This is a genomic window from Pseudocitrobacter sp. RIT415, from assembly GCF_003057695.2.
Taxonomy (GTDB): Bacteria; Pseudomonadota; Gammaproteobacteria; order Enterobacterales; family Enterobacteriaceae; genus Pseudocitrobacter; species Pseudocitrobacter faecalis.
Genome location: NZ_QBJC02000001.1, coordinates 400824 through 425426 on the forward strand (window position 1 = coordinate 400824; position 24603 = coordinate 425426).

The 24603-nt window shown below is 53.0% G+C and carries 19 protein-coding genes and 1 pseudogene; 6 read left to right on the top strand and 14 right to left on the bottom strand.

Translation table 11 applies throughout. The features are described 5' to 3' along the window. Nucleotides 1-37: 37 nt before the first annotated feature. The 5 genes from ucpA to DBY68_RS01840 all read right to left on the bottom strand — a co-directional run bounded on the left by ucpA (nucleotide 38) and on the right by DBY68_RS01840 (nucleotide 3504). Entirely contained in the window at nucleotides 38-829 is a 792-nt protein-coding gene (gene ucpA / locus DBY68_RS01820; protein ID WP_108473455.1) for an SDR family oxidoreductase UcpA, read from the bottom strand. A gap of 177 nt (nucleotides 830-1006) precedes the next feature. Continuing rightward, nucleotides 1007-1906 (bottom strand): Dyp-type peroxidase, encoded by a 900-nt coding sequence (locus tag DBY68_RS01825; protein ID WP_108473454.1) that lies wholly within the window; start codon nucleotides 1904-1906, stop codon nucleotides 1007-1009. Nucleotides 1907-2004: 98 nt separating this feature from the next. After that, on the bottom strand, nucleotides 2005-2580 hold the full coding sequence (locus DBY68_RS01830) for an RpoE-regulated lipoprotein (protein ID WP_108473453.1): 576 nt from the start codon (nucleotides 2578-2580) through the stop codon (nucleotides 2005-2007). Nucleotides 2581-2642: 62 nt separating this feature from the next. Continuing rightward, the gene (locus DBY68_RS01835; RefSeq protein WP_108473452.1) at nucleotides 2643-3092 is read right to left on the bottom strand and encodes a DUF2919 domain-containing protein; all 450 of its coding nucleotides are present in this window, start codon (nucleotides 3090-3092) and stop codon (nucleotides 2643-2645) included. Beyond that, complete coding sequence (locus DBY68_RS01840; protein ID WP_108473451.1) at nucleotides 3079-3504, bottom strand: GNAT family acetyltransferase; 426 nt, start codon at nucleotides 3502-3504, stop codon at nucleotides 3079-3081. Before DBY68_RS01840 ends, DBY68_RS01835 begins: the two co-directional genes overlap by 14 nt. Nucleotides 3505-3718: 214 nt before the next feature. Between DBY68_RS01840 and amiA the strand changes: the two genes are divergently transcribed. Together amiA and hemF are read left to right on the top strand one after the other, a co-directional pair. Next, nucleotides 3719-4585, top strand: coding sequence for an N-acetylmuramoyl-L-alanine amidase AmiA (gene amiA, locus DBY68_RS01845; RefSeq protein ID WP_108473450.1), 867 nt, complete (start codon nucleotides 3719-3721; stop codon nucleotides 4583-4585). Beyond that, nucleotides 4585-5484: an oxygen-dependent coproporphyrinogen oxidase gene (gene hemF / locus DBY68_RS01850; RefSeq protein WP_108473449.1), complete on the top strand. Its 900-nt coding sequence runs from the start codon at nucleotides 4585-4587 to the stop codon at nucleotides 5482-5484. Before amiA ends, hemF begins: the two co-directional genes overlap by 1 nt. Before the next feature lie 31 nt (nucleotides 5485-5515). Here hemF and DBY68_RS01855 read toward each other — a convergent pair whose 3' ends face one another. After that, nucleotides 5516-6196 (bottom strand): hypothetical protein, encoded by a 681-nt coding sequence (locus DBY68_RS01855; RefSeq protein WP_108473448.1) that lies wholly within the window; start codon nucleotides 6194-6196, stop codon nucleotides 5516-5518. Nucleotides 6197-6388: 192 nt separating this feature from the next. Here DBY68_RS01855 and DBY68_RS01860 point away from each other — a divergent pair. Then, nucleotides 6389-6484, top strand: a pseudogene (locus DBY68_RS01860) (coproporphyrinogen III oxidase); the annotation flags it as partial. Nucleotides 6485-6795: 311 nt separating this feature from the next. Here the strand turns inward: DBY68_RS01860 and DBY68_RS01865 are convergent. From DBY68_RS01865 to DBY68_RS01875, 3 genes are read right to left on the bottom strand one after another with little or no spacing between them, the layout of a single operon-like run. Further along, a complete protein-coding gene (locus DBY68_RS01865) occupies nucleotides 6796-8475 on the bottom strand; it encodes an alpha-glucosidase (RefSeq protein WP_108473447.1) in 1680 nt (559 codons plus the stop codon). Further along, nucleotides 8459-9958 carry a sucrose-6-phosphate hydrolase gene (locus tag DBY68_RS01870; protein ID WP_108473446.1) on the bottom strand — a complete coding sequence of 500 codons (1500 nt, stop codon included), beginning with the start codon at nucleotides 9956-9958 and terminating at the stop codon, nucleotides 8459-8461. The genes DBY68_RS01865 and DBY68_RS01870 overlap by 17 nt, the downstream gene beginning before the upstream one ends. Nucleotides 9959-9962: 4 nt before the next feature. After that, nucleotides 9963-11372, bottom strand: a complete 1410-nt coding sequence (locus DBY68_RS01875) for a PTS transporter subunit EIIC (protein WP_108473445.1) — start codon at nucleotides 11370-11372, stop codon at nucleotides 9963-9965. Nucleotides 11373-11485: 113 nt separating this feature from the next. Between DBY68_RS01875 and DBY68_RS01880 the strand changes: the two genes are divergently transcribed. Then, on the top strand, nucleotides 11486-12334 hold the full coding sequence (locus DBY68_RS01880; protein ID WP_108473444.1) for an AraC family transcriptional regulator: 849 nt from the start codon (nucleotides 11486-11488) through the stop codon (nucleotides 12332-12334). A gap of 1 nt (nucleotide 12335) precedes the next feature. Here the strand turns inward: DBY68_RS01880 and maeB are convergent, their stop codons facing one another. After that, complete coding sequence (maeB, locus tag DBY68_RS01885) at nucleotides 12336-14615, bottom strand: NADP-dependent oxaloacetate-decarboxylating malate dehydrogenase (protein WP_108473443.1); 2280 nt, start codon at nucleotides 14613-14615, stop codon at nucleotides 12336-12338. 188 nt (nucleotides 14616-14803) lie between these two features. On the opposite strand from maeB, the gene tkt reads away from it, so the two are divergent. Next, the gene (gene tkt, locus DBY68_RS01890; protein WP_108473442.1) at nucleotides 14804-16801 is read left to right on the top strand and encodes a transketolase; all 1998 of its coding nucleotides are present in this window, start codon (nucleotides 14804-14806) and stop codon (nucleotides 16799-16801) included. 104 nt (nucleotides 16802-16905) lie between these two features. Here tkt and DBY68_RS01895 read toward each other — a convergent pair whose 3' ends face one another. From DBY68_RS01895 to aegA, 3 genes are all read right to left on the bottom strand, one after another. Further along, the gene (locus DBY68_RS01895) at nucleotides 16906-17952 is read right to left on the bottom strand and encodes a DUF1176 domain-containing protein (RefSeq protein ID WP_108473441.1); all 1047 of its coding nucleotides are present in this window, start codon (nucleotides 17950-17952) and stop codon (nucleotides 16906-16908) included. A 126-nt stretch (nucleotides 17953-18078) separates the two neighbouring features. After that, nucleotides 18079-18654, bottom strand: a complete 576-nt coding sequence (gene nudK, locus DBY68_RS01900; protein ID WP_108473440.1) for a GDP-mannose pyrophosphatase NudK — start codon at nucleotides 18652-18654, stop codon at nucleotides 18079-18081. Between the two features lie 59 nt (nucleotides 18655-18713). Further along, nucleotides 18714-20693, bottom strand: coding sequence for a formate-dependent uric acid utilization protein AegA (gene aegA / locus DBY68_RS01905; RefSeq protein ID WP_108473439.1), 1980 nt, complete (start codon nucleotides 20691-20693; stop codon nucleotides 18714-18716). Nucleotides 20694-21055: 362 nt separating this feature from the next. On the opposite strand from aegA, the gene acrD reads away from it, so the two are divergent. Further along, nucleotides 21056-24172: a multidrug efflux RND transporter permease AcrD gene (gene acrD / locus DBY68_RS01910; RefSeq protein WP_108473438.1), complete on the top strand. Its 3117-nt coding sequence runs from the start codon at nucleotides 21056-21058 to the stop codon at nucleotides 24170-24172. Nucleotides 24173-24281: 109 nt separating this feature from the next. Here the strand turns inward: acrD and ypfM are convergent, their stop codons facing one another. Beyond that, nucleotides 24282-24341: a protein YpfM gene (ypfM, locus tag DBY68_RS01915; protein ID WP_001386977.1), complete on the bottom strand. Its 60-nt coding sequence runs from the start codon at nucleotides 24339-24341 to the stop codon at nucleotides 24282-24284. Between the last annotated feature and the right edge of the window lie 262 nt (nucleotides 24342-24603).

The following is a 24603-nucleotide window of genomic DNA, read 5'->3' on the forward strand; positions in this document are numbered from 1 at the left end:
GCCTCTTCGCAGAATACGAAGAGGCGAGTAGTCAGACTCAGATACCGACGCTTACGCTTTCCGGCAGCGTACTGCCGCCGTCGATGACATTCTGTGTACCGGTCAGGTAGCTCGACTCATCGGAGGCGAGGAATGCCGCCAGTTCACCGACTTCCAGCGGGTTCGCCAGACGGCGCATTGGGATCGCTTTCGCCATCTCCGTCAGCACCGATTCCGGGTCTTCCGGATTCGACTGACGGGCGATGCTTTCCGCCATCGGCGTACGCACGTAGCCCGGGCAGATGGCATTCACACGGATACCCGACTGTGCGTATTCGACGGCGAGCGATTTCGTCAACCCAATGATAGCCGCTTTCGACATCGCGTAGGCCGTTTCACCCGGGTCAGCGACCATATCACCGGTGACCGAAGACATCATCACGATACGCCCATCGCCACGCGCCACCATATCGGGCAACACGGCTCGCGTGACGTTCCAGACGCCTTTGATATTCACATCAATGTGGAAATCGCGATCTTCCTCACTCATCTCAAGGAAGCCGCCTAAGCGGCAAACGCCCGCGTTATTGACCAGAATATCGATTTTATTTTCCCGCTCTTTGGCCTGCGCAATGGCCGCCTGAACGGCAGAATAATCACGTACGTCAGCCTTCACGACCGTACAGCGATAGCCACGCCCGGCCAGATCGTAGGCCAGTTTTTCAAGCTCATCGGAAATATCCAGCAGGATCAGGTTCGCACCGTGGCGAGCAAAGGTTCTGGCGATACCCTCGCCGATGCCCTGATATGCGCCCGTAATCAATGCTGTTTTGCCCGTGAGTTTACCCATTTCAATGTTCTCCCTTTTGAAGATAGAGTCTTACACTCCATTAACAATGAAAATACATTAAAAACAAATGAATACTGAGGAACAGCTCACTAATTAGGGTAAATCTCAGGTAAAAAAATCCCCGCGGATGCGGGGATGAGCAGGGAGGCCTGATAAGCGCAGCGCATCAGGCAATTTTCACAGCGCCAGCAAACGATCCAGCGACGGCGCGAAGTAGTAGCCGCCGGTGACCGGTTTGGTGAAGCGTAGCATTGCGTCACGTTTACCGTCTGTGTCGCCGAACATGCTCAGCAGTTGCTGTTCGATGTTATGCAGACGCGCGCAGTAAGCGCAGAAATAGAGACCGTGGGTACCGCTTGCGGTGCCGTACGGCAGGCTCTGACGAACAATTTTCAGCCCTTTGCCCTCTTCTTTCAGGTCAACGCGGCTCAGGTGAGAGGTCACCGGACGCTCATCGCCGTCGATCTCTTCGTTGGCTTCTTTGGTACGGCCAATCATCATTTCCTGATCCGGGACACTCATGCGGTTCAGTTGTTTGAGATTGTGCTCCCAGCGCTGAACAAACACATAGCTGCCGCCCGCATCAACACCGTCTTTAATAACCGCCACTTCGCGACGCGTTTCTTCGCCTGCCGGGTTTTCGGTGCCATCGACGAAACCGCTCAGGTCACGTTCTTCCACCCAACGGAAACCGTGGATCTCTTCCTGCACGTCAATGCTGTCGCCAAACGCTTCCACCGCGGCCTGCGCAACGGAGAAGTTAATATCCTGGCGTAAAGAGAGAATATGGATCAGCACATCAAACTGAGTTGCGGGTGCAAGACCTTTGCCGTACCCCGGGAAATCTTTCAGCTCTTCTGCACCCACGCCGCCGCTCAGTTCGCGCCACACTTTCGGGCCGAAGGCCACAACCGCGCCTAAATGCGCATCGGGGAATTTGGCCTGAAAACCAGCCAGTTTATCGGCAAAAATTTTGCTGCTCTGACGAAGGGCGTTTACATCCCCTTTCACATTGGCTTCAATCCAAATCGCCGCGCGGCAATGTTCCGGCAAAATGCCGCTCTGAACCTGAGACATCGCTCTTCCTCCACAAAAATGCCACGACATCGTGGCATTCAATTTATGGGGGCTATTGTACGCGTTTTTATTGAACGAAGGATTAACCTTGCGCAAAATTAACGACGCCAGACGATTTTCTTTAGCGTCCAGTTTTTCAGTGCGTCATCGGATGGCATTAAATCCTGTGGGCCGCTCCACTCACCGGTGAAGAGATAACTAATATGCTGGCTACCTTCGGCTTTACATTCGACACCCGCGCTGTCATCACCGGTGGCTTTCTGACAGTGCCCGTAGGCTTTGCTGTAGATATCGCTGAAGGTCGAGCCAATCTCCACGCCGCTGTCGGTTTTGATGGCGCTATCCAGCACGTCAATGCGGCTTACGCTGCCATTTTCACCATTTACCACCAGTGCCAGCTTGTCGCCGTCAAGCGCTTCAAAGTAACGCACGATGGTACCGTTATCGGTTTTCATCCCGCTGCGCAGGCGATAGTCGCCGTCCAGCGCGTCGGTAATCGCCTTTTCATCCAGCGCGGTGGTGCTGGTGATACCGCCAACGCCCTGCTCCGTGACTTCGGTCGAAGAGCCGAACCAGTTCCACGGATTTGCCGCAGACCAGTTCACCGCAGAGAGCGTGGAACAGCCGGTCAGGGCCAGCGGCAGGGCACATACAAGTAAACGCAGCGATTTCATCTCTAAGTCCTTTCTTATTTGTTCAACGCCTGTTGGAGTTCACACTCGGCAAAAAGTGCACTTTATTCTGTGATTTCCTGGAAACAGGCGCGTAATCGGGGATGGGTCATCAACCACCAGAGCGCAAAGAGGTCGATAAGAACCAGGCTCAGGCCAATGCCGGAAAGCGGTTCGCCCTGAAGCCAGAGCCAGGGTTGCCAGACCAACAGCACACACTGGGCGATAATCAACAGCGGACGCAGCGCGCGCCAGCAACGTGGAAAATGCTGCCGTCTGCCGCTCATCAGAAAAGTCAGCACCGCAGGCACGCCGGGCAGCAGGCCGAGCCAGAAATTATCATGATCCGGATAAAACAGCCCAAGCAACGCGCCGCCCTGCTCGCGCGACGCCCCGGCAATCACAAACAGCACCCACGTTCGGGCCTGTAACAAAAGTACAAGCCAGAACAGGGAAGGTAAACGCAGGCGGCCATGATGGTCGTAATCGGAAGGGAAAAACTCAGTACTCTTCATCTTCAATCAGGCGCTTACCTAAATTCAGCACGTAGCTGTGCTCGTAGCCCAGGCGTTCATACATCCCCAGCACCACGTCGTTATCTTCGCGAATCATGATCTGGATTTTCGGGCAGCCGCGCGCAATGAGCTTTTTCTCAAGACGATTGAGCAACGCATTGGCAATGCCTCGCCCGCGAAATTCCGGGTGCACGCCAAGGTAGTAGGCCGAGCCGCGATGACCGTCATAGCCGCCCATCACCGTGCCTACCACTTCGCCGTTCACTTCTGCCACCAGAAACAGGCTGACATCGTGGTGCACTTTGCGTTCGATATCCATTTCAGGATCGTTCCATGGGCGCAACAGATCGCATCGCTCCCACAGGGTGATGACCTCTTCGAAATCGGCCTGGCGAAAAACGCGTATCTCCATGGTATCCCTGCCCCTTTTCGGGTTTAAAAACAGTGATTATGGCGTGATCGTCCGAATTAGCCAATATCTGGCGAAAATAGCGCAAAAAAATGCCATAATGCCGCTTCGTCACGTATTGAAATGAAAAGTAAAACAATTCTAATCTTCAGTAGTCGTAACGGAATACGCGATACGATATAACATCTGGAACACTATTTTTTACAACTCAGGCCGAATGAGCACTTTTAAACCATTAAAATCACTTGCTTCGCGCCGCCAGGTGCTGAAAGCCGGACTGGCAGCCCTGACGTTGTCAGGAATATCCCATGCAACCGCCAAAGAGGCGCCGTTAAAGACCAGCAACGGGCACAGTAAACCTGCGGCGAAAAAATCGGGTAAACGTATTGTGGTTCTCGACCCCGGTCACGGCGGTATTGATACCGGCGCGATTGGCCGCAACGGTTCGAAAGAGAAACATGTAGTGCTGGCGATAGCCAAAAACGTGCGTTCCATTCTGCGCAGCCAGGGCATCGACGCGCGCTTGACCCGTTCCGGCGATACCTTTATTCCGCTGTACGACCGGGTAGAGATTGCCCACAAGCACGGCGCGGATCTCTTTATGTCGATTCACGCCGACGGTTTTACCAACCCGTCTGCCGCCGGGGCGTCGGTGTTTGCCCTTTCCAACCGTGGCGCGAGTAGCGCAATGGCAAAATACCTTTCCGACCGTGAAAACCGGGCGGATGAAGTTGCGGGTAAGAAAGCCACGGATAAAGATCACCTGCTTCAGCAGGTTCTGTTCGATTTGGTGCAAACCGATACCATCAAGAACAGTCTGACGCTGGGCTCGCATATCCTGAAAAAGATTAAGCCAGTGCATAAACTGCACAGTAAAGGCACTGAACAGGCCGCGTTTGTGGTGCTGAAGTCGCCGTCCATTCCGTCGGTACTGGTTGAGACCTCGTTCATCACCAATCCGGAAGAGGAACGTCTGCTGGGCACCACGGCATTTCGTCAGAAAATCGCCAATGCGATTGCGTCGGGTGTGGTCAGCTATTTCCACTGGTTCGATAACCAGAAAGCTCACGCTAGGAAACGCTAATGACCGTTGATGCCAACCAGGTAAAAACCTTTTTACTGCAGTTGCAGGACGATATTTGCCAGCAACTCTCGGCGCTGGATGGCGGCGAGTTTATCGAAGATAGCTGGCAACGCGACGCGGGCGGCGGCGGTCGCAGCCGTGTGCTGCGCGACGGCGCTATCTTCGAACAGGCTGGCGTAAACTTTTCGCACGTTCATGGCGATGCCATGCCCGCATCGGCCACCGCGCATCGCCCGGAACTTGCCGGGCGCAGCTTCGAAGCAATGGGTGTGTCCTTGGTGGTGCATCCGCGCAACCCGTATGTTCCCACCAGTCATGCCAACGTGCGTTTCTTTATCGCTGAAAAACCGGGCGCTGACCCGGTGTGGTGGTTTGGCGGCGGCTTCGATCTCACGCCGTTTTACGGTTTCGAAGAAGATGCCATTCACTGGCACCGCACCGCGCGTGACCTGTGCCAGCCCTTCGGAGAAGACGTTTATCCGCGCTATAAAAAATGGTGCGACGATTACTTCTTCATTAAGCACCGCAACGAGCAGCGCGGCATTGGCGGGCTGTTCTTTGACGATCTGAATACCCCCGATTTCGCCAGTTGCTTTGCTTTCATGCAGGCGGTCGGTCACGGTTTTACCGACGCGTATTTGCCGATCGTTAAGCGGCGTAAAGCGGCCATCTGGGGCGAGCGCGAGCGCAATTTCCAGCTTTACCGCCGTGGACGCTACGTCGAATTTAATCTGGTATGGGATCGCGGCACGCTGTTTGGTTTACAAACCGGCGGACGCACCGAATCCATTTTGATGTCGATGCCGCCGCTGGTGCGCTGGGAATATGATTATCAGCCAGAAGCGGGTAGCCCGGAAGCAGCGCTGAGCGAGTTTATTAAGGTCAGGGATTGGGTGTAGACCTAAAAATTCCTTACCACCATCCTGATAATCAATATCCAATAACTATCTCTTCAGGAATGAGATAGCTGTTGGTTTTCGGGTCAAACGGCACCGACCACTGCTTATTTATTTTCTTACCTGCTAATGTCCCGGTGGAATGTAAAAGCATATTCGGATAGGTGCCACTATATTGCTGCGCAAATGCAACCTTAGTATCAAGGTTGTCTGGCGGACCATTTTCTTCGCTACTGGAATGGATTGGAATACTGGCAATGGATTGAATATTCTCTCCGTGTGCAACGTAGAACTGCTGGAAAGTTTGTTCAACCCCTTGCATCATATAGCTCGATTCCAGAATAACCCCCCATTTTTCGCCAATTTTTACTGCTTTCGCATCACCGGATGCCCCCATCCGACCATAGCCTTCTGTCGTTGTATGTGCAGCAATATTACTTCCATCCAGATACCAGATATCAAATGGCGCAGAATCCTGTTCCGATGCGTTAGTCATATAACCACACATCACCACAATCCGCTGTTCCGGCGCAACCTGCTTATTCAGACAAATAGAGTATTCCAGCTCGGGTTGCCCTTTTCTCAACCATATATGCTCATTTAATTCATTCAGAGAAGAGTTGTAATGTTCCTTTAACGCGGCAGGCATTTCGTCTTGTGCCAAAGCGGGCAGGCTTGATGTGAGAAGGCAGAGGAACAGCAATACTTTTTGCATGTTGAATTGTCCATTATCAAAAAACAGATGTTATCGAATGGACATAAATCAGAACATCCTTCGTATGAAAAATCAGAAAAAAGCCCGATATTATTACACCTATATGGTCCGTAAGACGAAAAGCATCGCCATGTTGCTCATCCCCTGGCCTGCAACCGCTGATGCAGCATCAGCCAGGCGTTTGGACCAATGCGTGACCTGTGCCAACCCTTTGGAGAAGACGTTTATCCGCGCTATAAAAAATGGTGCGACGATGACTTCTTCATTAAGCACCGCAACGAGCAGCGCTGAGCGAGTTTATTAAAATCCGCGAGTGGATTTGAGGTAGTTATCTTTCCAAATAGTCTGGGTTTTATATCTGAATGCTGGATTTCAGTGTTCGGTGCAAACCCTTTGAACACTGCCATTCCACAGCGGTAAGTGCGCTCTTTTCGTTTTCACTTTATGGCCTTGTTTGTTCTCTGACTTGTCTCTTGCACCTGCCAGACAAAAAAGCGCGGAACTTATGCCGCGCTTGAATGCTGACTCAACACCCGGAGTAAATTTACCGATTAACATCCTCTCATAAAACGCTTAGAGCGCTATTGTCAGACGCTATTTCAGTACTCCATGATAAAAGCCATCCAGGGCTTTAAAATCCTGTTTTCATCTGTTCCAGCCATGTTACTGATAATCACACGACCCGCCTCGAGCTGCTTGAGATCTTGCCATTCAAAACTTACCTCACCGTCGGATAAATTAGCGACCACCAGCCAACATTTTTCTTCTAAGCGGCGCATATAGCAAAAAAGCTGCGGATGCTCAGGCAATAACAGTTCAAAATCGCCCTCGATTAAAATACGTTCCCGATGCCTCAGGGCGATTAACTGCTGGTAGTAGCGAAAAACCGAAAAATTATTTTGCCTGTCCTGCATCACATTAATTTCCTTATAGCGGGGATTAACAGGCAGCCAGGGGGTAGCACTGCTGAAACCAGCGTAAGGAGAGGAATCCCACTGCATCGGCGTACGCGCGTTGTCGCGACCAATCTGGTAGACGGCCGCCATAAAAGCATCGTGTGACTGCGTTTTTTGTTTCACGACCAGTTCATTGTAGTTATTGACGATCTCGACATCGTTGTACTGTTCCAGAGGCAGGTGAATGTTGGTCATGCCGATCTCTTCACCCTGGTAGACGAACGGCGTGCCCTGCATCCCATGCAATACCGTCGCCCAGGCGGTGGCGCACTCAGCCCGGTACGCCTGGTCGTTGCCCCAGCGCGAAACGATACGCGGCTGATCGTGGTTTTCGAAATAGAGCGCATTCCACCCCAGCCCGTGCAGGCCATCCTGCCATTTCGCCAATATCGATTTTAGGCGTGGTAATGAAAACGGCTGCAATTGCCATTTACGGTTGATCCCTCCCGGAAGAATATCCACGTCGGTATGCTCAAACGTAAACACCATATCCAGTTCACGCCGAGAGTCAGCAATATATTGCAGCGCATTCTCAGGCGTTGACCCCGGTGCTTCTCCCACCGTCATCATTCCATAAGGAGCCAGTACTTTGTCATGCATTTCCTGTATAAATTCATGAACCCGCGGGCCATTGCTGTGCATCCAACCGACGACCGGCAAATTATGGTCAACCTGGTAGTTTGGAAAATCGGTATATTTAGAGATCAAAGTGATGACATCCATCCGCCAGCCATCAATGCCTTTTTGCGCCCAGAATTCCATTATTCGATAGATCTCATCGCGAACCCGTGGATTCTCCCAGTTAAGGTCAGGCTGCTCTTTGGCAAACAGATGTAAATAGTATTGTTGCCGCTCTGGGCACCACTCCCAGGCACTACCGCCAAAATTTGCCCCCCAATTATTGGGAACGCCGCCATCAGGAAGAGGATCGCGCCAGATATAGTAATCACTATAAGGATTATCTCGCGAGGTTTTGCTTTTTAAGAACCAGTCATGCTGATCGGAAGTATGATTGGCAACCAGATCCATTATCACTTTTAAACCACGTTGATGGGCCTGAAGAATCAGCTCATCAATATCGTCATTGCTTCCAAACTGAGGATCGATGCAGCAGTAATCCTGAATGTCATAACCGTTATCTTTACCTGGCGAGAGAAAGATTGGGCTAAGCCAAATAGCATCGACACCTAATGCCTGAATATAATCTAACCGAGATATAATTCCTGGCAGATCGCCCACACCATCGCCATTACTGTCCATAAAGCTTTTTGGATAAATTTGATAAATTACCGCGTTACGCCACCAATCATTTTTCGCCGTCATGATAGATTCCTTGTAGTTGCCAACATTCCACTTCAACTTTCTGAGACACACCGTGATTTTCGATCATCAGCCACTGCTGATCTTCAGCAGGAAAAATGCGCGATGACGAGACAAACATCCCGTTATTGATAAAGATCTCAAGAGAGGATACATCTGAGAAGACATGTACAGTTGTCTCAGAGGTAAATGACCAGGCCGTCACCCGACGTTCCCCATATTCCGGGTTAACAGCTTCGCCCGCCTCGCTACGGTCGAGGACAATTTGCCCCTTTACCGCATCCAGCGTCAGCATTGTTTTTCTTGTGCCTGATGGATTGGCACGTAAAGCAATCGTCACCCGATCGTCAATTTTTCCACTAATAACAATTCGCGCTTCAAATACAGCGCCGCTGTGCATGATTACAGGTTGCTCATTGTCCAACTGCGCAAATTGTTGCTGATAATCCCCCCGCAGGGTTTGTAACTCTTTCAGAGGTTGTTGATAAAGAATGCCATCCTGTACTTTCAGCTCACGCGGAATAGTGAGAATGCCACAATGACCGTACGCCTCAGTGGGATAATGCATTTCAGAGATGCCCATCCAGCCAATCAAAATCCGTCGACCATCAGGCGTCTTCATTGTTTGCGTTGCGTACATATCAAAGCCGTTATCCAATAGCTGCGGCTTACGGTGCAAAAAAGTGAGGTCATGCAGTGAAAGAGGCTCACCACACAGTGCGTAAACTTCATAAAGATTACGCTGCGTTTTGTCATGACTCAGCCCCTGCGGGCAAAACAGTAATACTCCCTGGCCGTCCTGTTCAAAGTAATCAGGGCACTCCCACATATAGCCACGTGGCGTGAAATCCGTCTTTATCTCACCCTGAATATGCCAGATGATGGCATCGTCTGAGCGCATCAGCAGACAGGCACCTTCAAGACTTTCGCGTTGCGCACCGATGACCGCATAAAAAGCATCGTCTCCACGCCAGATTTTCGGGTCGCGGAAATGGTCTGTATATCCCTTCGGTTGACCGCTCAGAGCCGGAGGAAGCTGGCGGGTAAGTCGCCCCTGTGTATCCAGCCGGGCAATGAGCTGATAAGGCGTACGTTGCCAGCATGCATCGCGAGTGTTACCGGTATAAAAAAAGAGCAATTCATCGCCTACTGAAATGGCACTTCCGGAGTAAGGGCCATGACTGTCATAAGCGGTTTCCGGTTCAAGCAACGGCCCAAGGGGAGACCAGTGAACCAGATCCTCTGAAACAAGATGAAACCACCCCTGATACCACTCCCCTTCGCAATAGCGAAGTGGACTCCATTGGTAGCAAAGATGATATTGCCCGTTAAAGTAACTCAGCCCATTAGGATCGTTCAGAAAACCCGTTTTTGGTTCAATGTGATATTGCTGACGCCAGGGCGATTTGGCGCTCAGCGCCTGAGCCTGTCGTCGCACATCAGACGGAATATCAGCGTAGCGTTTATAACGGCGAAGCCCATTCATAGGATTAGCACTCCGCTCGTGTGGCAAATTTGCCAGCTATATAGGTCAATATCGCACCGGTGGTTAAAGCCAGCAGATGAGCCACGACGTAATTAACATGCCCATGATTTGCTGGATCAACGATCGTTATTCCCGGCAAGGCAGTTGTGCCATAGCCCACCGCCGTTAACTTTGATAGATATACCCACGCCGCGCCTGCCGCACCCGCTACGCATCCGGCCATCAGCGGAAAACGATATTTCAGATTCACACCGAATAGCGCTGGTTCTGAAATGCCGAACAGGATAGAAGTGAAAGCCGACACACAGAGCGTCTGCACTTTTTTATCATTGAAATGCAAGAGCATGTACCCTACCACTGCGCCCCCCTGCCCCATCAACGCTACCGACATCAAAGGGTTGAGGAAATCACGGCCGGTACTTGCCAGCAGTTGGCCCTCAATCGCGCCAAAGGTATGATGCAGACCGGTAATTACAATCAATTGCTGTACCGCGCCGAAAATCATATAGCCGAAAATACCAAGGTATTCCGCCATCCACAGCAGACCACCGGTAATACCGCTCCCCAGCAGACGGCCAAAAGGTCCGATTATCGTAAACAACAGTAGCGACGACAGCAGAATGGTGAGCATTGGCGAGAGCACGAACTTGATAATATCCGGGAGTTTACGGTTAAAGTACTGATCCAGCCAGGCAACCGTGTAACCAATCATCAACGCGATGATAATGCCTCCCTGAAAGCCGACCAACTCAACGGGTAGGCCGAATATGCTGATTGTTTCAGCCGCTGCATTGCCGGAAGCAGCACTGAACGCATCGACCAAACCTGGATGAACCATAATGGCACCGATTGCCAACCCCAGCGCGGGTCGCCCACCGTAGCGACGCGTTGCTGACCAGGCCACCACCATAGGTAATAAGGCAAAAATCCCTGACGACGCGATCGCAATTAATCTATTTAATCCTGAGATCTGCGGGTACATCTCTACGATGGAGCGGTCACCAAACAGGCCTTTTGTTGTCAGAAGCGATGTTAATCCCATCAAAAGCGCCGCTGCGAGGATGGAAGGCATAATCTCAAGAAATACATCGGATATGGATTTAACAAACCTTTGCAACGGTTTCTGTCGCTGCTGACTACTTTGCAGATTGGCCTCATCCAGTGAAAGGGTCTCTTTCAATGCCTGACAAACCTCATTCACCCGCCCTGCACCATAAATAATCTGCAGCTGGTCACCCACATTAAATACACCTTTAACCCGTTCGAGATTTCCGATCTCCTCGAGGTTTGCTTTATGATTATCCTGCAGCGAGAGGCGTAGTCGCGTCGCACAATGGGTTATATAAATAATATTTTCCTTACCGCCGACGGCGGCGATAAGGTCGGCTAAATGGCCGGAGTAATCCTCTCGCATTCTTTTTTCCTTGTGGCAAGTTAACATATTCCCACTATATGTTCCGCCCATAAGGAGTAGAATGGAAAAATGTAGACAATCAAGAGAGGTTTGTTGCTTCTACAAAAACATATATGCGCTACTTATATAATAACCCCAATATCGATGACGCCATGTATTTATACTCCTGCGGATTTGATACCACAAAACCCGGGCACGTCTATGGCCCGACCGTGCGTAGCGGTTACATGCTGCATTACATCATTTCTGGCAGCGGTATTTTTACCAGTGGTGGGCACAGCTGGCCCCTGCATAAAGGTGACTTATTTTTCATTGAGCCCGGTCGACAAATTAAATATGAGGCCAGTCGTTCCACTCCCTGGGCTTTCTTCTGGATGGGGTTTCGTGGCTCGTTGGTGGAAAAATATCTTCAGCGCTGCATGCTCTCAGCCAGCAACCCGGTGTTTAACGAAACAGAGGCGGGGATAGTCAAAAACCTATTCAGCGAAATTATTGAAGTCTCTATCCTGGAACAAGAAACAGATATACTACTGAATGCAAAACTCATGGAAGTGCTTTATCAGCTCTGTTTGTACTTCCCGAAAACGCCCGCAAGAAAAGGAATCGAGCGAAATAAAATCGCTGTGCAATCGCTACAATATATTCGTAACCATTATGATACAGCGATGAAAATCGAAGATGTCGCAGCCTATTTTAATATTGACAGAACCTGGTTACATCGTCAGTTCAGGAAGGAGTTTGCGATGAGCCCAAAAGCATATCTTACAAAATTACGAATGAATAAAGCCGCAGAGCTATTGATAAACACCCGGTTTCCGATAGCCACTATAGCCATCTCAGTCGGCTACCAGGATCCCCTGCTGTTTTCCAAAATATTCCGCCATACAACAGGTTTGTCGCCCAGTGATTTTCGGCAGCAGAAAGGAAACGCTGGGAGTGAACGCCCCCCAGCGTTTAAATGAATTACAGCGGCTGCGTCTGCGCCTCAACCACCGCCAGCGCCACCATATTCACAATGCGACGCACAGAGGCGATCGGCGTCAGAATATGCACTGGCTTCGCTACACCCATCAGCACCGGGCCGACGGTCACGCCTTCAGAACTGGAGACGCGCAGCAGGTTATAACTGATACGCGCGGCTTCCATATTCGGCATCACCAGAATGTTTGCCGAGCCTTTCAGCGGGCTGTCCGGCATGCGGTCGGCGCGAATGCTTTCCACCAACGCAGCATCACCGTGCATCTCACCGTCAATCATCAGCTCCGGCGCACGCTCTTTCACCAGCGCCAGCGCGTCGCGCATTTTGCTGGCTGACGGGCAGTCAGATGAACCAAAGTTCGAGTGAGACAGCAGCGCCACGCGTGGTTCGATACCGAAGCGACGCACACTTTCCGCCGCCATCAATGCGATTTCCGCCAGCTGTTCCGGGGTCGGATCGTTATTAACGTAGGTATCGGCAATAAAGGTGTTGCCGCTTGGCAGCAGCAGCGCGTTCATTGCGCCTGCGGTATGTACGCCATCGCGATAGCCAAACAGCGGCTGAATCACGCCGTAATGCTCGTGGTAATCACCGATAGTACCGCAGATCAGCGCATCCGCTTCGCCACGATGCACCATGATCGCGCCAATCACTGTGGTGTTGCTGATCACCGCGCGCTGTGCCTGTTCCGGGCTGATACCACGGCGTTTCATCAGGTTATAGTACTCATTCCAGTACTCTTTAAAGCGCGGGTCAGATTCATTGTTGACGATCTCGAAATCAACGCCCGGTTTGATTTGCAGGCCCAGTTTCTGGACACGCATTTCGATGACGCTCGGACGACCGATCAGAATCGGTTTCGCCAGCCCCAGCGTGATCAGTTCCTGCGTCGCGTGCAGCACACGCGTGTCTTCACCTTCCGCCAGCACCACGCGTTTTGGCTCTTTACGCGCCTGCGAGAAAATCGGCTTCATGAACAGGTTGGTTTTGTAGACAAACTCGCTCAGTTTTTCAACGTAGGCGTCGAAGTCGGCAATCGGACGCGTCGCCACGCCGGAGTCCATCGCCGCTTTGGCGACAGCCGGGGCGATCTTAACGATCAGGCGTGGATCGAACGGTTTTGGAATGATGTACTCAGCACCAAAGCTCAGATCCTGATCGCCATAGGCCGATGCCACCACTTCGCTCTGTTCCGCGTGCGCCAGTTCAGCAATCGCATGCACCGCCGCCAGCTTCATCTCTTCGTTGATCGCCGTCGCGCCAACGTCCAGCGCGCCACGGAAGATGAACGGGAAGCAAAGCACGTTGTTGACCTGGTTCGGGTAGTCCGAACGACCGGTACAAATAATCGCATCCGGGCGCACTTCTTTTGCCAGCGGCGGCAGAATTTCCGGCTCCGGGTTTGCCAGCGCGAGGATCATCGGCGCGCGCGCCATTTTCTTCACCATCTCCTGGGTCAATACTTTTGGCCCGGAGCAGCCGAGGAAAATATCTGCATCGGCGATCACGTCATCCAGCGTGCGCTTGCCGTCGTCGTCCACCGCGTAAGCCGCTTTGGTTTCGGCCATATTGGCTTCGCGATTTTTATAGATTACGCCTTTAGAGTCGCAGACCACGATATTGTGTTTCTGCATCCCCAGCGCCACCAGCAGGTTCATACAGGCGATTGCCGCCGCCCCCGCGCCGGATACCACCATGCGCACGTCAGAGATATTCTTCTCAACCACGCGCAGGCCGTTGAGGATAGCCGCCGTGCTGATAATCGCCGTGCCGTGCTGGTCATCATGGAATACCGGGATATTCATGCGTTCGCGCAGTTTCTGCTCAATGTAGAAGCACTCCGGCGCTTTGATATCTTCGAGGTTGATGCCGCCGAAAGTCGGCTCCAGCGCCGCGACCACATCGATAAATTTGTCGGGATCCAGTTCATCCACTTCGATATCGAACACATCAATACCGGCGAATTTTTTAAACAGGACGCCTTTGCCTTCCATCACCGGTTTACCGGCCAGTGCGCCGATGTTACCAAGGCCAAGCACCGCCGTACCGTTAGACACCACGGCCACCAGGTTGCCACGGGCAGTGTATTTGAAGGCGGCTAACGGATCCTTCTCAATTTCCAGACACGGCGCGGCAACGCCCGGTGAATAAGCCAGCGCCAGATCGCGCTGCGTCGCCAGCGGTTTTGTCGGAGAGACCTGAATTTTCCCCGGAACCGGGAATTCGTGGAAATCGAGGGCACTTTGTTTTAACTGCTCGTCCATTTGGGGTTCCTTTCACATATCGAACTAAAAAGTGATGCGCCACGGCCGGGCCTGTGGGTTCACATTGTTATTGGTATATGAGGAACATGTTACCAACTATCGGAAACAATGCTATGCCTGTCTGCTATGCTTTTTTGTTATGCATCTCATAACTTATCAAGATCGCCACTTTTGCTAAGGAGTCGTTAATGTCACGAAGAGATCTCGCTAATGCCATCCGTGCCCTGAGTATGGATGCCGTTCAGAAAGCCAATTCCGGACACCCTGGCGCGCCAATGGGCATGGCGGATATTGCTGAAGTCCTGTGGAACGACTTCATGAAACATAACCCCACCGATCCGACGTGGTATGACCGCGATCGCTTTATCCTCTCTAACGGCCACGCCTCAATGCTGCTCTACAGTCTGCTGCATCTGAGCGGTTACGACCTGCCGATTGAAGAGCTGAAAAATTTCCGTCAGCTGCATTCGAAAACGCCAGGCCACCCGGAGATAGGCTATACACCCGGCGTTGAAACCACTACCGGGCCGCTCGGTCAGGGGCTGGCGAATGCCGTCGGTCTGGCTATCGCCGAACGCACGCTGGCCGCCCAGTTTAACCAGCCGGGGCATGAGATTGTCGATCACTATACTTACGTATTTATGGGCGATGGCTGTCTGATGGAGGGGATTTCGCACGAAGTGTGTTCCCTTGCCGGAACGCTGGGGCTGGGCAAACTGATTGGTTTTTACGATCACAACGGCATTTCAATTGACGGTGAAACGGACGGTTGGTTCACCGACGATACGGCGAAACGTTTTGAAGCTTATCACTGGCACGTGGTGCATGAAATTGACGGACACGATCCGCAGGCGGTGAAAAAAGCGATTGAAGAGGCGCAGAGCGTCAAGGATAAACCGTCGCTGATTATCTGCCGCACGGTTATCGGTTTCGGCTCGCCAAATAAAGCCGGTAAAGAGGAAGCCCACGGCGCGGCGCTGGGCGTGGAAGAAGTCGCGCTGGCGCGTAAACAGCTTGGCTGGAACCACCCGCCGTTCGAAATTCCCAAAGAGATTTACAAAAAATGGGACGCCCGCGAGCGCGGCGAGAAAGAACAGCAGCACTGGAAAGAGAAGCTCGCCGCCTATCAAAAGGCACACCCGGAACTGGCTGCGGAGTTCATCCGTCGGATGAGCGGCGGCTTACCGGAAAACTGGGCGAGTACCGTCCAGGCATACATCGAGAAAATGCAGTCAGAGCCGGCGAAAATCGCCAGCCGTAAAGCCTCGCAAAATACCCTCAATGCCTATGGCCCAATTCTGCCGGAGCTGTTGGGCGGCTCGGCGGATCTCGCGCCCAGTAATTTGACGATTTGGTCCGGCTCGAAATCCCTGAAAGAAGATCATGCGGGTAACTATATTCACTATGGCGTACGTGAGTTCGGTATGACCGCGATTGCCAACGGGATTGCCCACCATGGCGGCTTCGTACCCTATACCGCCACCTTCCTGATGTTCGTCGAGTACGCACGTAATGCCGCGCGTATGGCGGCGCTGATGAAGGCGCGGCAGATTATGGTTTATACCCACGACTCCATCGGTCTTGGCGAAGATGGCCCGACGCACCAGGCGGTAGAGCAGCTTGCCAGCCTGCGCTTAACGCCGAATTTCAGTACCTGGCGTCCTTGCGATCAGGTTGAAACCGCGGTCGCCTGGAAAGCGGCGGTTGAGCGTCACCATGGCCCAACGGCGCTGATTCTTTCCCGACAAAACCTGGCGCAAATGGAGCGTACACCAGAGCAGGTTCAGGAAATCGCCCGCGGCGGGTATGTGTTGAAGGATGCGGGTGGTAAGCCGGATCTGATTCTGATTGCCACCGGTTCAGAAGTGGAAATCACCGTGCTGGCGGCAGAAAAGCTGCGTGCAGATGGGATAAACGTGCGGGTGGTTTCGCTGCCTTCGACGGATACCTTCGATGCGCAGGATGAGGAGTACCGTGAGTCGGTGCTGCCTTCCGGCGTCAGCGCCCGCGTCGCAGTCGAAGCAGGCATTGCCGATTACTGGTACAAATATGTCGGCCTGAAAGGGGCGATTGTCGGGATGACCGGCTATGGCGAATCGGCGCCTGCAGAAAAACTGTTCCCCTACTTTGGCTTTACGGTTGAGAATATTGTCGAGAAGGCAAAAGCGGTACTGAAGAAACGTTAGGTTATGGCACAAGTGCCTGATGCGCTTCGCTTATCAGGCCTACGGACGGATGTTTTGTAGGCCGGATAAGGCGCAGCCGCATCCGGCAATTTCCCGCACCACGCCTACCCGGTTATCCACTGGGTAGGCCACGCATCAGCGCCCTGCCAGTTATCGCACTCCGGCTGCCCGGCGTAACGCACTAAACGAAAACGCTGCCCATCATAACGCCAGCGGGTTTGCACGCCACAGTCGCCCAGACCACGTCCTTTCTCAAGCGTAATAAGCTCGCGCGTATTTTCGTTGAAGGTCAGGTTCATCAGTTCCACTTCACGGTTGTCCTGCCCGGAAGGCAGGAACGGCAGACGCAAGCGTACCGGATGCGAAGCATGGGGCTTTTTACGCGATACCAGCCAGGCACGGTAAATCGTGTTATAGGCGCCGGATTCACAACTGATCATCATCAGCGCTTTATCATCGGTAAGGGCGGTAACCCATACTTCGCGGCGCAGAGGATCCAGCGAGCACTGGGTATTGTTCATCCGCCAGGTGCCATAATCGAGCAGATCGTTGTATTCATCGCGAGTGAGCGGCGTCGGCGTCGGATTGACTTTGGCGACCGTTTTCAGCGGGGGCGCAGGAGGAACGCTCAGCGGCGGTTCATCGCCTTTACGCACCCACGCCGTTTCGCTGCCAACACGCTTTTGCTGTGAATCGATAAACAGCAGCGCGGCTTTCAGCCCTTTCAGAGAAATCGCCTGAACCCCTTTTTGCAGCGTTATCGCCTGCGCGTCCTGCACCAGTTGCAAAAACGCATCAATCGTCGCGCTATCATCCGTGGCGAGAAGCTTTGGCTGAACCTTCCAGTGTTCTTCGCCGCGCTGGAGCGGCTTGTCATCCAGCAGCAGTCGCGGGGCAATCGGCGGAACAGCGGCAACCGGGTTCACCAGCCCGCCCAGTTCGATGCGTAGCGCTGCGTCCATATGCGCGCCCGCACTCCGGCTGAGGGTCATGACCAGTCCATGATGCAGGCCAACGTTACGCGCCACGCAGAAATTCTGATTGTTACAGGTGACCAGCCAGTCAGAAAAGATCTGCTGGACGGGAGACGCCCACGTCACAGACGTTGGGAGCAGCCCCATAAACAATAAGAGAAGAACGCGGTAGCGCATGGACGGTACAACCCCAGAAGAAAAAAACATCAATTAACCGGGGTATCTTCAACGCCAGCGCCGCCACGCTCAATCGGATTTATCGGATTGATTCATATAAAATACATAATTATTTCTTTATATAAATCAATCCATTAACCCTGAAGATTGCAAATACTGTAACAAGATCACCGTCTTACCATCGCAAATTTCACCTCGCGTTACCATCGCCAGCGCCTCAAGGAACGGGATTTCCAGTACTTCAATATCTTCATCGTCAACGCCGCCGCCCGCACTGCGCCGTTGATTGTCATCATATTCACCAATGAAGAAATGAGCGATTTCCGTGACGCCGCCTGGTGACATGTAGAGCTGGAATACTTTACGCACCTCACTGACCTGATAGCCCGTCTCTTCTATCGCCTCTTTGCGAATGCACACTTCCGGCTCATCGTCATCCAACAGGCCTGCACAGGTTTCGATTAATCGGCCATCAGCATTACCGTTGACCCAGGTGGCGACACGAAACTGGCGCACCAGCACCACATTCTTTTTGCGCGGGTTATAGAGCAGAATGGTGGCACCGTTACCCCGGTCATACACTTCGCGTTTATGCCGGATAACCTCGCCATTTTTGCGGGTTAAATCGTAGGTAATATTGCGCAGAACAAAGTAGTTATCGGAGAGGACTTTATCTTTAATCAGTTCAATCTTAAATGACATACGGGCTCCACAACGCGATTCGAAGCGAACCATACTACGCCGTGGCGCCCGTTTTGTCGTTAATGTACGCCGTGCGTTTTCACACCTAACCAGTCGATAATCCCTTGCGCAGCATGGCGGCCCTCTGCCATCGCGGTCACCACCAGATCCGCTCCGCGCACCGCATCGCCGCCGGCAAACACTTTCGGATTTGTCGTCTGATAACGATAGCGGCTTTCGACATTGGCGCGAATGCGCCCCCAGTCATCCACCTCAACGCCCTGGGCGTTGAGCCACGGCATGCTGTGCGGATGGAAACCAAACGCCATAATCACCGCATCGGCGGGCATGACAAACTCGCTGCCCTCAATCGGTACCGGACGACGGCGTCTCTGGCTGTCGGGTTCGCCCATCGCGGTGCGGATGAAGCGAATCCCGTTCACCTTGCCCGTTTTATCCAGCTCAAGCGTCAGCGGCTGAACGTTAAATTCAAACTCCGCCCCCTCTTCCCGCGCGTTTTTCACTTCTTTCCTGGAGCCAGGCATGTTGGCTTCATCACGACGATAAGCGCAGGTGACCTTCGCTGCACCGTGACGCAGCGCGGTTCGCACGCAGTCCATCGCCGTATCGCCGCCGCCCAGTACTACCACATTTAACCCGGCGGTGTTGATGAACGGCTCGTTCGGCAGTTCGTTCAGCCCCATCACATTTTTGGTGTTAGCGATCAGGAAGGGCAGCGCGTCATAAACGCCCGGCGCATCTTCATTGGCTAAATTGGCTTTCATCGAGCGATAGGTACCCACGCCGACAAAGACCGCATCGTACTCTTCAAGCAGATCGTTCATCGCCACGTCTTTACCGATTTCACAGTTCAGCTCAAAGCGAATACCCATCGCGGTAAAGATTTCACGGCGGCGCGCCAGCAGCGATTTATCCAGTTTGAAGGAAGGAATGCCGAAGGTCAGCAGGCCACCAATTTCCGGGTGGCGGTCAAATACCACAGGCTCCACACCCTGACGCACTAACATATCCGCACAGGCAAGCCCTGCAGGGCCCGCGCCGATAATCGCCACGCGTTTACCACTCGCCGCCACCGGGCCTACTTCTGGCCGCCAGCCCTTCGCCAGCGCCTGGTCGGTAATATAGCGCTCAAGGTTGCCAATGGTCACCGCGCCATGCTCGTCACGCACAGTGCAGGCCCCCTCGCAAAGACGGTCCTGTGGGCAGACGCGTCCGGTAATTTCCGGCAGCGGGTTAGTCTGATGCGACAGCGCCACCGCGGCATCTATATCCCCGGCTTTCACCCGGTCAATCCACTGTGGAATATGGTTGTGCAGCGGGCAAGTCCATTCGCAGATACTGTGCTCGCCGCAGGTCAGGCAGCGTGAAGAAGCCTGCTGAGCCTGATTGTCACTGAGCGGTAGGTAGATTTCCGCAAAACCAGTTTTGCGCGCCTCAATCGCCAGTTTGTCGGCTTCACCCCGTGCAGGCGTTTGCGCCATCTGCTGCACTTTACTCATCGCGACGGTGTTCTGACCCGCGCTTTCGCTGTGCCACGGCTGCGCATCACGGCAGGCCGCCTGCATGCGGCGGTTTTTCGACATGTCAGCCAAACGCTGCGGGCTCACCAGCGCCAGCGCATCCGCCGGACAATTTTCCACGCAGGCCGGGCCTGCGTCACGCCCGCTGCAAAGGTCACATTTCTGCGCGTTGGCTTTTACCCGCCCCTCGGCGGCGGGCGTCAGGACAATCTGCATGGTGCCAAACGGGCACGCCACGGCGCAGGATTTACAGCCGATACATTTGCTTTGATCAACCTGGATTGCATCATCGCGTTGACTGATAGCGCCATTCGGGCAGCTTCGCGCGCAGGGCGCATCTTCGCAGTGGCGACAGGTTACCGCGCTCCGCTGCGTCTGATTTTTGAAGACAGTGATGCGCGGTTGAAAACGCGCAGGCGTTAAGACATGCTGTTCATGGTTATGCGACATTACGCAGGCAACTTCACATGCCCGACAGCCAATGCATTTTTGGCTGTCAGCCATTATAAAACGGTTCATAGCATCCCCTTGTCCGGGTAATATAAGCTTTATATTTATAAGGTCTATTTATTAGCCGAGGAGCGATGCATCAGGCAATGTCCATTTGCCCAGGAATGACGACTATTTATCACTATGCTGTGGCAGATCAAAAAATTTCATCTTAAATGAAATTACGTTTCATTCAGTTAATGGCAAGATCCCCACTGAAAACGTCTTGTAACGTGCCCGTAAAAATCTTGACAAAATGCCTGCCTATGCAGAAAAGCGGCATGATAATTTACACTATCTCCTTATTTTCTCCACGATTGCCGGGAGCCTTGCGGCTAGAGTGTTCCGAGCATTGGCGTCATTAAAAATACGTATAACGAGGTCTCCTTCTGATGGCGAATTTCTTCATCGATCGCCCCATTTTTGCCTGGGTACTGGCAATCCTGTTATGTCTGACGGGAACCCTGGCTATTTTTTCGTTGCCTGTTGAGCAATATCCGGATCTTGCGCCGCCGAACGTGCGCATTACCGCGAACTATCCGGGGGCGTCCGCGCAGACGCTGGAGAACACCGTCACCCAGGTTATCGAACAGAATATGACGGGCCTCGATAATCTGATGTACATGTCATCACAAAGTAGCGCCACCGGCCAGGCGAGCGTGACGCTCAGCTTCCTTGCGGGCACCGATCCAGATGAAGCCGTCCAGCAGGTGCAAAACCAGCTGCAATCGGCGCTGCGTAAACTGCCTCAGGCGGTGCAAACCCAGGGCGTCACGGTGCGTAAAACCGGTGATACCAACATTCTGACCATCGCTTTCGTCTCCACGGACGGCAGCATGGATAAGCAGGATATTGCTGACTACGTCGCCAGTAATATTCAGGAGCCGCTCAGCCGCGTTAACGGCGTGGGCGATATTGACGCCTACGGTTCGCAATACTCCATGCGTATCTGGCTGGACCCTGCCAAACTTAATAGTTTCCAGCTCACCACCAAAGACGTTACCGATGCGATCTCTTCACAAAATGCCCAGGTCGCCGTCGGGCAGTTGGGGGGGACGCCTTCCGTTGATAATCAAGCGCTGAACGCCACCATCAACGCGCAGTCGTTGCTGCAAACGCCACAGCAGTTCCGCGACATCACGCTGCGCGTAAACCAGAATGGTTCGGTGGTGACGCTTGGCGATGTAGCTGAAGTGGAAATGGGCGCGGAAAAATATGACTACCTGAGCCGTTTTAACCGCAATGCCGCCTCGGGACTCGGGGTGAAACTCGCGTCGGGTGCCAACGAAATGGCGACGGCGGAACGGGTTATCGCGCGCCTGGACGAACTCAAAGAGTATTTTCCGCGCGGGCTGGAATACAAAGTCGCTTACGAAACCACCTCGTTCGTTAAAGCTTCCATCACCGATGTGGTAAAAACCCTGCTGGAAGCCATTCTGCTGGTGTTCCTGGTGATGTACCTGTTCCTGCAAAACTTCCGTGCAACGCTTATTCCCACCATCGCCGTTCCGGTGGTATTAATGGGTACTTTCGCCACGCTCTACGCCTTCGATTACAGTATCAACACCCTCACTATGTTCGCGATGGTGCTGGCGATCGGCCTGCTGGTGGATGATGCCATTGTGGTGGTCGAGAACGTCGAACGCATCATGAGCGAAGAAGGGCTGACGCCACGGCAGGCAACGCGTAAATCGATGGGGCAAATTCAGGGCGCGCTGGTCGGCATTGCGATGGTGCTCTCAGCGGTATTCATCCCGATGGCGTTTTTCGGCGGCACCACGGGGGCCATCTACCGTCAGTTCTCGATTACGATTGTCGCGGCGATGGTGCTTTCAGTGCTGGTGGCGATGATCCTCACCCCCGCCCTGTGCGCTACGCTGCTCAAACCTATTCATAAAGGCGAATCCCAGCACACGAAGAAAGGTTTCTTCGGTTGGTTTAACCGCGTCTTTGATACCAGCTCACGTCGTTATGAATCGGGCGTAGCAAAAATTCTGCATCGTAGCCTGCGTTGGATTGTGATTTATGTCCTGCTGCTGGGCGGCATGGTGTTCCTGTTCCTGCGTCTCCCCACCTCCTTCCTGCCGCAGGAAGATCGCGGTATGTTCACCACCTCTGTGCAGTTGCCCAGCGGCGCGACGCAACAGCAAACGCTGAAAGTGGTGCAGAAAGTTGAAGATTACTTCTTCGCCAATGAGAAAGATAACGTTACCTCTATTTTCGCCACCATCGGTTCCGGCCCTGGCGGTAATGGGCAGAACGTGGCGCGTATGTTTATTCGTCTCAAAGACTGGGACGATCGCGACGCCAAAACCGGTACCTCATTCGCCATTATTGAGCGCGCGACCAAAGCGTTTAATAAAATTAATGAAGCCCGCGTCTTTGCCAGCAGTCCGCCAGCCATTAGCGGCCTGGGTAGCTCTGCCGGGTTTGATATGGAGCTTCAGGATCATGCGGGTGCAGGCCACGATGCGTTGATGTCTGCGCGTGATCAGTTGCTGGAAATGGCGGCAAAAAATCCGGAACTGACGCGCGTGCGCCATAACGGTCTTGATGATAGCCCGCAGTTGCAGGTTGATATCGATCAGCGTAAAGCGCAGGCCCTCGGAGTGTCGATTGATGATATCAACGACACTCTGCAAACCGCATGGGGCTCAAGCTATGTGAACGACTTTATGGATCGCGGCCGCGTGAAGAAAGTCTACGTTCAGTCGGCGGCGAAATACCGTATGCTGCCGGAAGATATCAACCTGTGGTATGTGCGTAACCAGTCCGGTCAGATGGTGCCGTTCTCCGCCTTTGCCACGTCGCGCTGGGAAACCGGTTCGCCGCGTCTGGAGCGTTATAACGGCTATTCGGCGCTGGAAATTGTCGGTGAAGCCGCACCGGGCGTCAGTACCGGGACGGCAATGGATATCATGGAAAATCTGGTGCGCCAGCTTCCGGCGGGCTTTGGCCTCGAATGGACGGCGATGTCCTATCAGGAACGGCTCTCCGGTGCGCAGGCTCCGGCGCTTTATGCTATCTCACTGCTGGTGGTGTTCCTCTGCCTGGCCGCGCTGTATGAGAGCTGGTCAGTACCGTTCTCGGTGATGCTGGTGGTGCCGCTGGGGGTTATCGGCGCGCTGCTGGCAACCTGGATGCGCGGACTGGAGAACGACGTCTACTTCCAGGTGGGGCTATTGACCGTAATTGGGCTATCGGCGAAGAACGCCATCCTGATTGTCGAATTTGCTAACGAGCGAAACCAGGAAGGGGAAGACCTGCTTCAGGCGACGCTGGATGCCTGCCGTCAGCGTCTGCGCCCGATTCTGATGACCTCGCTGGCATTCATCTTCGGTGTGCTACCCATGGCCACCAGCACCGGTGCCGGCTCTGGCGGACAGCACGCCGTGGGTACAGGTGTGATGGGCGGAATGATTTCCGCAACGGTTCTTGCCATCTTCTTTGTGCCGCTGTTCTTTGTACTGGTGCGACGTCGTTTCCCGTTGAAAGAGAAAGCGGAATAACCGTTCTTGTAGCCAACAAAAAAGGCGACTGGAAAGTCGCCTTTTTATTTGTACATCCGTACATATAATGAGAAGAAGAACAGCGCGCCCTTAACTCACAATGCTGGAATCATTTACGAAGCATAACTTCGATAAAATCTTTCCAGTTCCCCAGTTCACGTTCAATCATAACAGCCTCTCTTATTATTATGCTTATCTTACGTGGAATTTTATGGCCTGTGAAGATCGTTTACCCTATTTCTATGATTGTTGCCTCCAGGACTGCTTTTACTTCTTGCGGTAACTATGGGCCTGCCCAATATAAAAATATGTGATACACAGCAACATTTTGAAATAGTTTATCCGCACCGCATTTATTGAAGAAAAACAGCGGTCAGAAGCTGTTATAACGGCCATAGTGGAAGCGCCGGGGCGTGATTCCCCCTCGACAA